Origin of the sequence: Pseudoalteromonas sp. Z1A6 (genome assembly GCF_011378745.1) — a bacterium.
GTDB classification, from domain to species: Bacteria; Pseudomonadota; Gammaproteobacteria; order Enterobacterales; family Alteromonadaceae; genus Pseudoalteromonas; species Pseudoalteromonas arctica.
Genome location: NZ_WTKW01000090.1, coordinates 1 through 13,440, shown reverse-complemented (window position 1 = coordinate 13,440; position 13,440 = coordinate 1). Strand labels below are relative to the sequence as shown.

The window sequence follows — 13,440 nt, the reverse complement described above, 5'->3', positions numbered from 1 at the left end:
CCCCTATTGGGGCTTTTTACTTGCTAGTGTTTACTTCTATTGCTCAAAACTACAAGAGTTAACTAATTTTTACGGTATATCTCATGCTCAATATCGTAAATATTTACGCTTAAACTGTCTGATGCTCTGCAGTATGTTTTTAAGCATGAAAGTAATAGTTCGCTTAACATTTGTTTTTGCTCAATTGAGCGTCCCGCTAAAATATGTACCGCGATATGTATAAACCCTGATTTTCCTGCGCCAAGTTGATATTGCTGATAAGCAATAGCGCGTGTTTTGATGGTTTCTAATTCAAATAAGTTACTTTCGAAAGCGGTAGTGTGAATTTTTTCTACCAGTACTTGTGGTAAAACAGGGAGGTCTTCTGAGTGTTCAATAATAATGTGCGGCATTTAGGCGTTTCCTATTATGAGTTACTGCATGAGCGAGAGTTAATTGTATCAAATACAACAGGGTTCGCTAAACCCTGAGCTATCTAAAATCTTTACTTTAAACTAATTTAGTCGTATTTATTTTTGATGTTAGTATAAAAACAAACAGGTGAACCTTCGCTTAGTAACGTAGGTGCCAAGTTACTTATATATTAATTAAGGATAAGTATGAAATTACCACAAAAATTTAAACGTTTAGCTTTACTTACAGGTGCAGTTATTACATTAAGTGCTTGCTCTGACGATGTTGCATCGGTAAGTTTGGGGTTATTTACAACTAAAGATGTTGTGGTTAATTCGCAGCAAGATCCAATCCTTGAAGGCGTTACTTGTCATATTAGTCATATAGAGGCTAATTTGGACTTTTCTGATCCGTCTGATATGTCTATAGCATGTCGTCAAACGGGTCCTATTACAGCGCAGCAGCTACAAAAAATAGACCGCAGCAAGTCGGGCGAGGTGATATTCAAATCATCTAAAAGTATATTATTTAAATCACTAAAAGTGCGCCGTATTTACGATGCTGAGAATCGTACTTTATTGTACTTATCGTATTCAACTAAAGAATCCAGTGGTAGCCACCACCATGCACTATCAACAGTGCCGCTATACAATACTCAAGCGTGGGATTGGGCGCTTACACAAAAAAACTAAACTAGCACTAAAACTTATAAGAGCACCTTATGTTAGCTTTATTTAAATCGGCACCTTTATTGGAAGATCAAGAGCAGCAATGGCTTATTGATACATTTATTTGGGCTGTAGAAAATTTTGATGCTGAGTTTTTTACAAAGCACACTCAAATAATACTGCCAACGGCCACTTTTTTCCCTGATTCGGTATCGAGCATTGAGGAAATGGCGAGTAATGTTTTTACCCGCGTTACTAATTACGCGGGTATGAATGCATGGCCTATTCAATTAGTCGCACCTCAGCAGTTACAACCGCAAGTTTTTCCGCACTTTGAATTTAGTGATGAAATACGTGGCGAAGGCAGCCATTTAATTGTGCCGCCAAGCCATAAGGTCAGTATCTCTTTTAATCCTAATCAGATTAATCAGCCACAAGATTTAGTGGCAAGTTATGCGGGTACTCTGGCCACCATACTTATTCATCACGTTGGGGTGCTACCGCCAGGCGGTAGGGAGTATTTACCACAAGCTGCCGATGCACTTGCCTGTTTTTTAGGATTTGGTGTGATGATGAGCAACACGGTGTATCAGTTTAAAGGCGGTTGTGGCTCTTGTTATAATCCATACGCTAACCGTGAAGCTAAGTTAAGTGAAACACATACGGTATTTATGCATGCCCTGATTAGTTACTTTAAAAACGATAAAGTGTCTAAAAAACATTTAAAGCCGCATTTACGTGGTCAGTTTAAAAAAGCACAAAAAGAAATTAAAGCATTGGTAAATAACTCGGCTAACCCGCTGTTATTAGCTTATTCGCCAAACTAGCAAGGATCTGCGTGGAATACTTAGATGAATTTTTACTGATTGTTATTGCTCATTTTTTTGCAGTAGCAAGCCCAGGGCCTGACTTTGCCGTAGTACTTAAGCAAAGTGTGCAACAAGGAAGGCGCAATGCATTGTGGACAAGCGCCGGTGTTGGCGCTGCTATTTTACTGCACGTTGCCTATTGCGTTTTAGGTGTTGCGCTTATTTTAACGCAATCGCCTAGTTTATTTATGGCGCTTAAGTATCTTGCCGGTGCATATTTAGCTTATTTAGGCGTACAAGCACTCAGAGCTGCAAAACCTCCAGCAAGTAATGAAGGCGAGGCTGCAAAAGATGTTGAAAACAAAACCGTTCAAGAAGAATCCGTTTGGCTTGCTTTTAGGCGCGGCTTTTTCACAAATGCATTAAACCCAAAAGCCACGTTATTTTTTATGTCGTTATTTACACTCGTGATTAGCCCAACAACACCGACTAGCGTACAGGTCGGCTACGGTGTGTACATGGCATTGGCTACTTGGGCGTGGTTTTCAATGCTTTCAATAATACTTTCTAGAAATAATGTAAGGGGTTTTTTCCAACAACGCGGTTATTGGTTTGACCGTGGAATTGGCGTTATTTTAATTGCCCTTGCAGTACGTGTTGTTATTTAACTTATTTAAAAAGTACAGGAGATAAAATGCCGTTATATAATTTTTCGTTTGGCTCCAATATGTCATCTAATCGTTTGTTAGCGCGCTTACCTAATGTAAAGCGTGTAGGAACAGCGGTACTTAAAGGTTACGAGCTAACTTTTGATATGCTATTTAAAGATGGCTCTGGCAAATGCAGTATTTGCCCAAGCGATAAAGAAGGCGCGCTGGTTTACGGCGTTATTTATGAGCTTAATGAAGATGAAAAAGTTATTTTAGATGGTATTGAGGGCGTAGGTTACGACTGCGTAGATATAGCCCCAACGCTTCTAACGGGTGAGACTGTAACTGCACATTGTTATATAGCTAATACCCATGACAGCGATGTACTCCCATACGATTGGTACATAAAACACGTTCATCGCGGATCACTTGAAGCGGGTGTACCAAAAGAATACAGTGATGCGATATTAAATCGCGCACAAAAAAGCGATACCAATCAAGAGCGCGCAGCAATTGAATTTGCAGTTCATCAAAAATAATAAAATAGGATTGATATGAAATTAACCAAACTTGCCGCAATTGCACTACTAGCAGGCACTTCGTTTAGTAGCTGGGCACAAGTTGATACCAACAAAATTGACGACGTTATTAAAGCGTCAATGGCGCGTTTTGACGTACCCGGTATGGCAGTCGCCATTGTTGAAAACGATAAAGTAATATTTGCTAAAGGCTTTGGTGTAACTAATCTCGATACCAACAAAAAAGTAAACAAAGACACCTTGTTTGGTATTGCTTCAAACACGAAAGCGTTTACAACAGCAGCGCTTGCCAAGTTGGTTGATGAGGGGAAGTTAAGCTGGGATGACCGCGTAATTGATCATTTACCAGAGTTTAGATTATACGACTCATACGTAACACGCGAAATGCGTATTCGTGATTTATTAAGTCACCGCAGTGGGCTGGGGCTAGGGCAGGGCGATTTAATGATTTGGCCAAGTACCGATAAGTCAGTTGATGAAATTTTAGCGGGATTACAGTATTTAAAACCAGCGAGCAGTTTTCGTAGTAAATACGCTTATAACAACTTGATGTTTGTTACCGCTGGTGAGGTGGTTGCACGTGTGTCGGGTATCAGCTGGAACGATTACATCGAAAAAAATATATTACAGCCGCTGCACATGGATAACTCACGCGCGGGATTTTCACGTATTCCAAAAAGTAATAAAAACTGGGCGACAGGTCATATTCCTATGGATGGCACGCTTCATCCATTTTTTGTGAATTACTTAGAAGATTTTAGAGGTGCAGGTGCCATTGCTTCAAGTGTAAGCGATATGAGCCAATGGCTTCGTACGCAATTAGCAGGCGGTAAAATGCCAAGTGGCGAGCAGCTGTTTAGCGAAAAGCAACAAGCGCAAATGTGGCACCCACATATTACGTCTATGGCGTCTAAAAGTGCGTTTGAATCGTATCATCAGCAGTTTAGGGGTTATGGGTTAGGTTGGAGTATTGAAGACTACCACGGCTTTAAAAAGCTAGGTCATGGCGGTGGTATTTTAGGGATGGTATCGCAAGTTACTTTATTGCCTGAGAAAAAACTCGGTATTGTTATTTTATCTAATCAACAAGCTTTCGGTGCACTTTCGGCAGTAACCCATGAAGTACTTGAAGATGCACTTGAGCTCGAAGATAAAGACTGGGTAGAGGATTTAGCTAAAAGTCATTTTGAAGGTAAACAACAGGCGTACGCTAATGCAAAACCAGAAGCCCCCGCTGACTACCAACCACAATTACCAAACATTAATTACACCGGTACATTACATGATGATTGGTATGGCGATGTAATTATTGAGCAGCTTGATAGTAAATTGCATATTGATTTTACGCATACTAAGCGCTTAAAAGGCACACTTGAGCATTACACTGGTAATACATTTATAGTTAAGTGGGATGAAAAGCTGCTTGAAGCGGATGCGTTTATTCGTTTTGAAATGAGCTCACAAAACCGTGTAAACAGCGCTAAAATGCGTGCAGTATCAACACAAATTACCGACTTTAGCTTTGATTTTAGAAACCTACATTTAAAAGCAAAATAGCTAATAACATTGATATTCAAGGTATCGATATTTAAAGTGTCGATATTTAAAGTGTCGATATACACCAAAGTCGCAAAGCCACCATTAGGTGGCTTTGTTATATTAAACACTCAATTTACTTTGGCTAGGAGCATTTTATGCGTACTGCAGTTATTTCACACCCTCATTGCCGTAAACATAAAATGATAGACGACCATCCTGAGTGCCCAGAGCGCTTAGATGCAATTACCGACAGGTTATTAGCCAGCGGTGTAGATGTTGGCTTAACACACCTGCAGGCACCTAAGGCCGAGCGTGAGCATTATTTACTTGCTCACGATGAGGCTTTAGTTAAACACGTAGAAACTACACTACCAACCGAAGGACTCGCTAATTTAGATGGCGATACGTGGTTGTGCCCCGATTCGTTTAAAGCGATTGAGCGGGCAGTAGGTGCCGGATTGTTAGCTGTTGACGAAATACTTGCTGATAAACTCGATGCTGCTTTTTGTTCTGTGCGCCCGCCAGGGCATCATGCTAATAAAGATTCATCATCTGGGTTTTGTGTGTTTAATAACTTAGCTATTGCCGTTAAGTACGCACAAAGCAAAGGGATTAAGCGGATTGCGATTGCTGACTTTGATGTACACCATGGTAATGGCACACAAGACATTTTTATTGATGACGAAAACGTACTGCTTTGTTCGTTATTTCAGTATCCGTTTTACCCAAATACAGCGGTTAAAAATAATAGCCATATAGTTAATTCTCCTTTGCCAATTGCCAGCAATGGCGATGACCTAAAAGAGGTATTTACTGGGCAATGGTTACCAAAATTAAAAGCGTTTAAGCCTGAATTACTTTTTATAAGCGCAGGGTTTGATGCACACCTAGAAGATGATATGGCGAGCTTAAAGTTTGTAGAGGATGACTACATTTGGCTTACCGAGCAACTATGTGGTGTTGCTAAAGAGGGCGGCTGCAAAGGTGTTATTTCGTATTTAGAAGGTGGCTATGCGCTATCAGCTTTAGGTCGCAGTGCTGTAGCGCATATAAAAGTGCTTACTGATATCTAAATAAAGAGAGTGTTTATAGCCCTAATAAATCAAACGCCTGCGCTGTGCTTAGGGTTTTGATTTTACCAAGGCAGCATTGTCCTTCATTTAATAAGTAAGCTGTAACAAGCTGTGCTAGTTGCTCGCCATTCAATTCAGGGCAAGCAGTGCCTTGTAAATTAAGGTAGTCACCTTGCTTATTAAGTACTCGCACATCGCTTAGTTCACTTTGCATAACGCTGTGTAAGCACTCTTGTTGCTCTTGGCGGTTATGGGCTATCTCAAGCTCATTATAAATAACCAATAACTGTGGGTAGCTGTTTAACATAGCCCGTTAGCCTACGGTTACTTCATAAGACGTAAATTTACGAATATTAATAACGCCTTTTTCAAAAATTAAGTATTGGCCTTTAATACCTTGTAAAACACCACTTACAACAGGGTCTTTATCAAAGTTAAATGAGCTGATTTTTGTTGGGTATTCGGTTACTGGAAAGTTTAAATCAACCACATCTTCATCAAGTTGTTCTATTGCTGTTGCGCCAAATAATTCACTGAGCTCGTTTAGCTTTTCACTAATTTGTGGGATCAGCTCGGCTGCAGCTGCTTTTAAGTCAATTGCTTCGTTTTGACCTTTTAGCATATTGCGCCAATTCGTTTTATCGGCAATAAATTCAGCCAATGCAACTTCCACTAAACCTGATTGCAGGCGAGTTTGCACTTTAAAAATAGGTAATGCCTGAGTCGCGCCTTGATCAACCCAACGAGTTGGTATTTGTGTGTGGCGGGTAATACCTACTTTTAACCCAGAGGTGTTAGCGAGATATACATAGTGTGGGATCATGCAGTTTTCTTCGCCCCACTGTGGCTCTCGGCACGTGCCTTGATCGTAGTGGCAGGTTTCTGGTTTCATAGTACACATATCGCAACTAGCGAGCTTGCGCATGCATACAAAACAGTGACCTTGAGAATAGCTTTTTTTGGTTTTTTTACCGCAGTTAGAACATAAAATAGTGCCACTAAAGGTAAGCGTAAGCTCCTTACCTATAAATGCATTTAAGTCTACTAGGTGTTCACCTACAGGTAAGTGATATTGTACTGGTTCGGTTAAGCTCGATTTTAATTTACGCAGTGTGCCTTGCATCTTTACTTGGCCCCTAAAGATGTTAAAAAGAGGAGTCTAACATTTTTAAGCTATATTGGCTTTTTAAGAAGTGTAAATAGTCGGTGTAAGGCAGTGCTTTTGCGTATAAATAACCTTGGGCGTAGTCAGCGTTCATATCTTTGAGTAAGTGATGGATTTCCTGGGTTTCTACCCCCTCAATTGTTATTGATAAATTGAGGTTATGCGCCATATCAATGGCTGTTTGTACAATAACCTGGTGAGTAGGGTTATTAGGTAAATCAAAAACAAATGACTTATCTATTTTAAGTTCACTAAAGTGATAATTGACTAAGTAGCTAAGTGACGCATAGCCTGTCCCAAAGTCATCCAGTACTACTTTAATACCTAATGCGGTTAGCTCATCAACTAACTTTATAAGTGCATCTTGGCTATCGACGAAGGCCGATTCGGTTAGTTCAAATTTAAGTAACTGTGCCGGCACTTGGTATTTAATTAAAATATTTTCTACTTTTTCGGCTAAATTATTTATAGTTAAGTTTTTAGCGCTTAAATTTACGCTAATTGTGTGCTCGTTATAGCCATTTTTTGTAAGCTTGACTATGTCTTTACAGGCTTGCTCTATTACCCACAGTGTTAGCTCGTTAATAATGCCTGTGTGCTCAGCAAGTATTATTAGTTCTTCAATTGATAAGTTGCTGTAAGTTGGGTCGGGCCAACGTAATAAAGCTTCAGCACCACTTACGTGGTTACTTAATAAGTTTATTTGAGGTTGGTAATAAAGTGCCAGTTGATTTGTTTTGATGGCTTGTTGCAGCTTAGCGGCTAGAGCAACGTCCATCATTAGATTATTACCGTTTGACGATGACCCAACTTGATTAACGCTACCTTTTGCTTTTTTAAGCGCTAAATAACCACGCTTTAACCAATATTCAAAGTCGTTACTCTTACCTGCACTACTAATACCTATACTGTAACTAAGCTGCAGGTTTAGCCCTTTAATTTCATATTGTTTTGGTAGGCTGCTAATTATTTTAGTCAGTAGTGCTTCTAGCATTTCTTGGTTTTGTGTTTTAGTAGAAATACAGGCAAATACGCCACTGCTTAAATCGGCTAAGCGTGGGCTGGTGTTTAAATCTGTTTCGAGGTTTGTAAATTCGCGTTCATGGCTGAGTTCTAATTCAAGCTCTTTGGCTACATGCTTTATAAGTGTGTAGCCCTGAGAAGAGGTAATAATTGTATTGAGCGAATTAAAGTGACGTATTTTTATTAAACATAAAGTTGTTGAGCGGTTTTGGCTTTGTAGCGCCATAAATGCTTGTTTTAGCTTGGAGCTATTAAGTAACTTTGTTTGTTGTGTGTGCGTGGCATGGTAAAGCGCACGTTCGCGCTGATACCTTACTCGGTCAGCTAACGCCATTGCCATTAAAATAACTTCGCACAAAATAGCCATTAAAAAGGCATGGCGGGAGGTAAAGCTATAAGCCAAAAAGCCAGTGAGCTCCATAGGCTGTATTACCGCACCAAATATCAGCGGTATCCACGAAAGTACATAAAACTTAGCCCACCTAAAGCCGCTACGTAGCTTGTTATAAATTAAAATAATACAAACAACGTATAAAAGTGCCATTACACAAAAAAACAACGGGGCTGCAATGTACTCAGGAATAAATAGACTAGCTATAGCCATTACTGACATAAACAAAAGCAGTTTTACGCTCATTTTGTATCGCCAGCAATTGTCCTTGTGATAGCGTAAAAACATAGTACAAAAGGCGAGAGTGAAAAATGATATTGCGTAGTTAAAAAATATGACTTTTTCGTGAATATATAACTGCCATTGCACTGGCCATAAATAAAATCCAAAACCAAGCACTGCACCCAATAAGGTTAACGCACTAATGATATAGCCAATATAAATTAAATAAACACGGTCTTTTATGCCAAAATAAAGCACCAAGTTATAAAGCGCAGCCATCAATAGCACGCCTACAAAAATACCCCAGATCCCAGTTTGAGAGCGCACTAAGTCAATAAACTCTTTATCACGATATAAGTTTACTGGTGTTTTACTTATGCCGACTGTGTCTATTTTCATTACTAGGCGCTGTGACGATTTTCTTTCTACTAAAAAACGAATATGCGGTACGCTGTATTCAAACAAAGAGAGGGCTTCTTCTTTATCGCCGAGTTTGTATGTTTCAATTAGTTTGTTGTTTTTATCGAGGCGATAAACCGTAAGGTGATCGACCATAGGGTTGTCAAAATGTGCCACAACATTTTGCTTGTTAAGGCTTTTATTTTCTAAATCAAGAAACAACCAATAGTTTTGCTGGCTAAAACTCCATGGAACATCTGAAAATGGTTGATGAGTAAGTAATTCAGGTTGGTTAATGATGGTATCGAATGTTTTAGTTTTGGTTTCGTCAATATAGTAGGCGTAATCGAGGTACATTGGAGCCGTTTTATCAATTGTATATCGTGTAGGCACGACAAGGTTTGATGCCAATGTACTGATTATAAAAAATATAAATATCAGTATGGCAACAGCAATTGCATGGTAACGTAAAGTTCTTAGTTCCAACGTTAATTTACTTTTAAAAAACCTTTTAATTAGTGTAGCACTAAAAAAGCGCAGATAAACTGCGCTTTTGTAGTTAAATTAACTGGTTATACCAATGAATAGGTATTACAGGCTATTGCTCGCGTGCAATAGCACGGTAAGCTATATCAGTACGATATTCCATACCATCCCAGCTAATTTTTTTAACAAGCTCATAGGCGCGCTGCTGCGCTTGCGTAACGGTGTTACCAAGTGCTGTTGCGCATAATACGCGACCGCCTGCGGTTACAACGTCATTGCCACTTTGCTTAGTACCCGCATGAAACACTTTTTCACCCGCAGGGTAATCAACTTGTAAGCCCGAAATTGCATCACCTTTAGGGTAATCACCAGGGTAACCTTTAGCTGCAAGTACAACACCAACGGCTGCGCGTGGGTCAAACTTAATCGTTGTTTTATCAAGTTCTACACGGTTAGCAGCTTCAATCAATTCAACTAGGTCTGATTGTAAACGTAGCATCATTGGTTGAGTTTCAGGGTCGCCAAAGCGACAGTTGTACTCAATTACTTTAGGGGTACCTGTTTCGTCAATCATCAAACCTGCGTATAAAAAGCCGGTGTACGGATGGCCTTCGCTTGCCATGCCTTCTACCGTAGGGTAGATCACTTCGTTCATAATACGCTGGTGGATTTCATCCGTAACAACTGGCGCAGGTGAGTATGCACCCATGCCACCCGTGTTAGGGCCGGCATCGCCATTGTAAGCGCGTTTATGGTCTTGACTGGTAGCAAATGGTAATACGTTTTTGCCATCAACCATTACAATGAAAGACGCTTCTTCACCCTCTAAAAATTCTTCAATAACAACACGGCTTCCCGCATCGCCAAAAGCATTACCCGCAAGCATATCGCGAATAGCATCTTCGGCATCGGCTTCCGTCATTGCTACAATTACGCCTTTACCTGCAGCTAAACCATCTGCTTTTACAACAATTGGCGCGCCTTTTTCTTTTAAATAAGCTAGAGCTGGGTCAATTTGTTCAAACGTTTGATAATCGCCTGATGGAATATTGTGGCGTGCTAAAAAATCTTTAGTAAACGATTTAGAGCCTTCAAGCTGGGCTGCGCCTGCCGTTGGGCCAAAAATAGCCATGTTATGTTCACGAAACTTATCAACAACACCCAGTACTAACGGTATTTCTGGACCTACAATAGTAAGTTCTACTTTGTTTTGCTGTGCAAAATTAAGTAAACCCTCTAAGTCGTCAACGTTTATTGCTACGTTTTCAAGTTTTGGTTCAAGTGCAGTACCTGCATTACCAGGGGCTACAAATACAGTATTTACTTTGGTGTTTTGAGCGGCTTTAAACGCAAGTGCGTGTTCGCGGCCGCCGCTGCCAATGACTAAAACATTCATGGCGAAAATTCCTATTTAAAGCGGTTTCTTAAATTTCAGCGTCATGCGGTCGCTTTCACCAATGGCTTTATATTTGTCAGCATCTTGTTCGCCGAGTCTTAAGCTTGGTGGTAGCGTCCATACACCTTTAGGGTGATCGGCTGTATCTTTTGGATTTGCATTTATTTCACTGCTTGCTACTAATTCAAACCCAGCTTGTTTAGCTAGGTCGACTACGTAGCTCTGCTTCATATAACCTGTAGTTTTTTGATCTTCGTCAGCACGTTCTTCAGCTAAACGGTGTTCAACTAAACCTAATGTACCACCTGGTTTAAGGGCTTTATAAAAAGCTTGGAATGCACTTAATGCACCGCTTTTATCTTTGCCCATATACCAGTTATGCACATTACGGAACGTTAAAACCATATCGGCACTGCCAGCTGGCGCAATATCTAAATGTGTTACAGGTGCAAACTCAGTAATTTTAACGCTACTAAAGCGCTCATCTTCAGCTACTTTTTGTTTAAAGCCCGCAAGAGAGCGTTGGTAGTAGCCAACTGATGAATCAGCAGGAAAGTGCGCGGCATAGTAAGTGCCTTGCTCTTTTAGTGCTGGCGCTAAAATTTCACTATACCAACCACCGCCTGGCGCAATTTCAACAACTGTCATAGTTGGTTTAAAGCCAAAAAATGCCAATGTTTGAGCCGGGTGACGATATTCGTCACGAACGCTGTTTTTAGCGCTACGTTCGCTTGATTGAAGTGCATGCTCAAGGCTCGATTCGTGGTTATGGCTAAGCGCCATAGTCGATGTCATCGTTAGTGTGGCTACAAGTAGCGATTTTAGCGCAAATTTCATTGTTTGTTCCTTCACATTATAATTTTAAATAGGTTATTGAATAATCAGAATACGTGAATTTATAGCAAACAAAAAGGGTTAAACCAACGTTTAACCCTTTGTGTGATTAGTGGCGGAAATGGCGCATACCAGTAAGTACCATTGCCATACCGGCTTCATCAGCGGCTGCAATCACTTCCTCGTCGCGCATTGAGCCACCTGGCTGAATTACCGCAGTAATACCAGCGGCTGCGGCTGCGTCAATGCCATCACGGAATGGGAAGAACGCATCAGACGCCATAACTGAACCTTTAACTTCAAGGTTTTCGTCTGCAGCTTTTATGCCTGCAATTTTAGCTGAGTATACACGGCTCATTTGGCCTGCGCCTACACCAATGGTCATACCGTCACGGGCATAAACAATTGCGTTTGATTTAACAAACTTAGCTACTTTCCAGCAAAATAGTAAATCTTTAAGTTCTTGCTCTGTAGGTTGACGTTTAGAAACAACTTTTAAGTCGCCTTGCGTTACCATGCCTAAATCGCGGTCTTGAACTAAAATACCGCCGTTAACGCGTTTAATATCTTGGCCAGCTGCTTTACCTGTCCACTGTCCACATTCTAATAAACGAACGTTCTTTTTAGCTTCAACAATTTTTGCAGCGTCGCTCGAAATACTAGGTGCGATAATTACTTCAACAAACTGACGATCAACAATTGCTTGTGCAGTTGCTGCATCTAGCTCTCGGTTAAAGGCAATAATGCCACCAAATGCTGATGTAGGGTCTGTTTTAAAAGCGCGCTCGTATGCTTGTAGAATATTGTCCCCAATTGAAACACCACACGGGTTAGCATGTTTTACAATTACGCACGCAGGTACGTCAAATTCTTTAACACATTCAAGTGCTGCATCGGTATCTGCAATGTTGTTAAACGAAAGGGCCTTACCTTGCAATTGAGTTGCTGTTGCAACTGATGCTTCAGCAATGTCACTTTCAACATAAAAAGCAGCATCTTGATGTGAATTTTCACCGTAACGCATATCTTGCTTTTTAGTGAACTGCATATTGATAGTACGTGGGAATTTAGTCTCTACAGCAGCTTCCTCGGTGTAATCAGGAACCATTTTACCGAAGTAGTTAGCAATCATGCCATCGTATGCGGCAGTGTGCTCGTAAGCTGCAATCGCTAAGTCAAAACGTGTTTTATATGTAGTAGAGCCATTATTGTTTTGCATTTCACTGATAACACGGTCGTAGTCACTCGCGTTTACCACGATTGTTACGTCTTTGTGGTTTTTAGCGGCTGCACGAACCATTGTAGGGCCGCCAATATCAATATTTTCAATAGCATCTTCAAGGCTGCAGTTTTCTTGAGCGACTGTATTCGCAAAGGGGTATAAGTTAACTACAACTATGTCGATAGCAGAAATGTTGTTATCTGCCATTACGCTTTCATCTTGTCCGCGACGGGCTAATATGCCGCCGTGAATTTTTGGGTGAAGAGTTTTTACACGACCATCCATGATTTCAGGGTGGCCTGTGTGATCTGATACTTCAGTCACTTTTATGCCGTTATCAGCAAGTAGTTTACATGTACCGCCAGTTGATAATATATCAACGCCTTGCGCTTCTAGTGCGCGGGCAAATTCAACAATACCGGTTTTATCAGACACACTTAATAGTGCGCGACGAATGGGACGATGAGTATCCATTGTAGTTTGATTTCCTCAGTTAATGAGCTAGCTTAGAAGCGGGCATTTTAACTGATTACAACTCAAAAAACGACTTATAAAGCGCCGATGAGGGTGAGCATTTTGCAACTCGGCTATTAAACTACGGGCATAAAAAAAGCACCCTAGGGTGCTTTTT

General features: G+C 40.5%; 13 protein-coding genes. 6 read left to right on the top strand and 7 right to left on the bottom strand.

What is annotated here, in order from left to right:
- Positions 1 to 62 precede the first annotated feature (62 nt).
- Positions 63 to 392 carry a 5-carboxymethyl-2-hydroxymuconate Delta-isomerase gene (locus GQR46_RS07865; RefSeq protein ID WP_002957818.1) on the bottom strand — a complete coding sequence of 110 codons (330 nt, stop codon included), beginning with the start codon at positions 390 to 392 and terminating at the stop codon, positions 63 to 65.
- 207 nt (positions 393 to 599) lie between these two features.
- Between GQR46_RS07865 and GQR46_RS07860 the strand changes: the two genes are divergently transcribed.
- The 6 genes from GQR46_RS07860 to GQR46_RS07835 all read left to right on the top strand — a co-directional run bounded on the left by GQR46_RS07860 (position 600) and on the right by GQR46_RS07835 (position 5,671).
- Entirely contained in the window at positions 600 to 1,085 is a 486-nt protein-coding gene (locus GQR46_RS07860) for a CreA family protein (protein ID WP_165740633.1), read from the top strand.
- Positions 1,086 to 1,114: 29 nt separating this feature from the next.
- Positions 1,115 to 1,888: a hypothetical protein gene (locus GQR46_RS07855; RefSeq protein ID WP_007586497.1), complete on the top strand. Its 774-nt coding sequence runs from the start codon at positions 1,115 to 1,117 to the stop codon at positions 1,886 to 1,888.
- An 11-nt stretch (positions 1,889 to 1,899) separates the two neighbouring features.
- Positions 1,900 to 2,538, top strand: a complete 639-nt coding sequence (locus GQR46_RS07850) for a LysE family transporter (RefSeq protein WP_007586498.1) — start codon at positions 1,900 to 1,902, stop codon at positions 2,536 to 2,538.
- A 26-nt stretch (positions 2,539 to 2,564) separates the two neighbouring features.
- Positions 2,565 to 3,059 carry a gamma-glutamylcyclotransferase family protein gene (locus GQR46_RS07845; protein WP_007586500.1) on the top strand — a complete coding sequence of 165 codons (495 nt, stop codon included), beginning with the start codon at positions 2,565 to 2,567 and terminating at the stop codon, positions 3,057 to 3,059.
- A 15-nt stretch (positions 3,060 to 3,074) separates the two neighbouring features.
- Positions 3,075 to 4,616 carry a serine hydrolase gene (locus GQR46_RS07840; RefSeq protein WP_165740632.1) on the top strand — a complete coding sequence of 514 codons (1,542 nt, stop codon included), beginning with the start codon at positions 3,075 to 3,077 and terminating at the stop codon, positions 4,614 to 4,616.
- 137 nt (positions 4,617 to 4,753) lie between these two features.
- The gene (locus GQR46_RS07835; protein ID WP_010553374.1) at positions 4,754 to 5,671 is read left to right on the top strand and encodes a histone deacetylase family protein; all 918 of its coding nucleotides are present in this window, start codon (positions 4,754 to 4,756) and stop codon (positions 5,669 to 5,671) included.
- Positions 5,672 to 5,684: 13 nt separating this feature from the next.
- Here the strand turns inward: GQR46_RS07835 and GQR46_RS07830 are convergent, their stop codons facing one another.
- The 6 genes from GQR46_RS07830 to purH form a co-directional block, all read right to left on the bottom strand.
- A complete protein-coding gene (locus GQR46_RS07830) occupies positions 5,685 to 5,978 on the bottom strand; it encodes a hypothetical protein (protein ID WP_007586512.1) in 294 nt (97 codons plus the stop codon).
- A gap of 6 nt (positions 5,979 to 5,984) precedes the next feature.
- Entirely contained in the window at positions 5,985 to 6,794 is an 810-nt protein-coding gene (locus tag GQR46_RS07825; protein ID WP_165740631.1) for a DUF2797 domain-containing protein, read from the bottom strand.
- Between the two features lie 22 nt (positions 6,795 to 6,816).
- The gene (locus tag GQR46_RS07820; RefSeq protein WP_010553371.1) at positions 6,817 to 9,357 is read right to left on the bottom strand and encodes an EAL domain-containing protein; all 2,541 of its coding nucleotides are present in this window, start codon (positions 9,355 to 9,357) and stop codon (positions 6,817 to 6,819) included.
- A gap of 112 nt (positions 9,358 to 9,469) precedes the next feature.
- On the bottom strand, positions 9,470 to 10,753 hold the full coding sequence (gene purD / locus GQR46_RS07815; RefSeq protein WP_165740630.1) for a phosphoribosylamine--glycine ligase: 1,284 nt from the start codon (positions 10,751 to 10,753) through the stop codon (positions 9,470 to 9,472).
- Between the two features lie 15 nt (positions 10,754 to 10,768).
- The gene (locus GQR46_RS07810; RefSeq protein ID WP_165727128.1) at positions 10,769 to 11,590 is read right to left on the bottom strand and encodes a class I SAM-dependent methyltransferase; all 822 of its coding nucleotides are present in this window, start codon (positions 11,588 to 11,590) and stop codon (positions 10,769 to 10,771) included.
- 106 nt (positions 11,591 to 11,696) lie between these two features.
- A complete protein-coding gene (gene purH, locus GQR46_RS07805; RefSeq protein WP_007586526.1) occupies positions 11,697 to 13,283 on the bottom strand; it encodes a bifunctional phosphoribosylaminoimidazolecarboxamide formyltransferase/IMP cyclohydrolase in 1,587 nt (528 codons plus the stop codon).
- Between the last annotated feature and the right edge of the window lie 157 nt (positions 13,284 to 13,440).

Coding starts and splice junctions, on each gene's coding strand:
- GQR46_RS07865 (WP_002957818.1), bottom strand. CDS start 392: ATGCCGCACATTATTATTGAACACTCAGAAGACCTCCCTGTTTTACCA.
- GQR46_RS07860 (WP_165740633.1), top strand. CDS start 600: ATGAAATTACCACAAAAATTTAAACGTTTAGCTTTACTTACAGGTGCA.
- GQR46_RS07855 (WP_007586497.1), top strand. CDS start 1,115: ATGTTAGCTTTATTTAAATCGGCACCTTTATTGGAAGATCAAGAGCAG.
- GQR46_RS07845 (WP_007586500.1), top strand. CDS start 2,565: ATGCCGTTATATAATTTTTCGTTTGGCTCCAATATGTCATCTAATCGT.
- GQR46_RS07840 (WP_165740632.1), top strand. CDS start 3,075: ATGAAATTAACCAAACTTGCCGCAATTGCACTACTAGCAGGCACTTCG.
- GQR46_RS07835 (WP_010553374.1), top strand. CDS start 4,754: ATGCGTACTGCAGTTATTTCACACCCTCATTGCCGTAAACATAAAATG.
- GQR46_RS07830 (WP_007586512.1), bottom strand. CDS start 5,978: ATGTTAAACAGCTACCCACAGTTATTGGTTATTTATAATGAGCTTGAG.
- GQR46_RS07825 (WP_165740631.1), bottom strand. CDS start 6,794: ATGCAAGGCACACTGCGTAAATTAAAATCGAGCTTAACCGAACCAGTA.
- purD (WP_165740630.1), bottom strand. CDS start 10,753: ATGAATGTTTTAGTCATTGGCAGCGGCGGCCGCGAACACGCACTTGCG.
- GQR46_RS07810 (WP_165727128.1), bottom strand. CDS start 11,590: ATGAAATTTGCGCTAAAATCGCTACTTGTAGCCACACTAACGATGACA.
- purH (WP_007586526.1), bottom strand. CDS start 13,283: ATGGATACTCATCGTCCCATTCGTCGCGCACTATTAAGTGTGTCTGAT.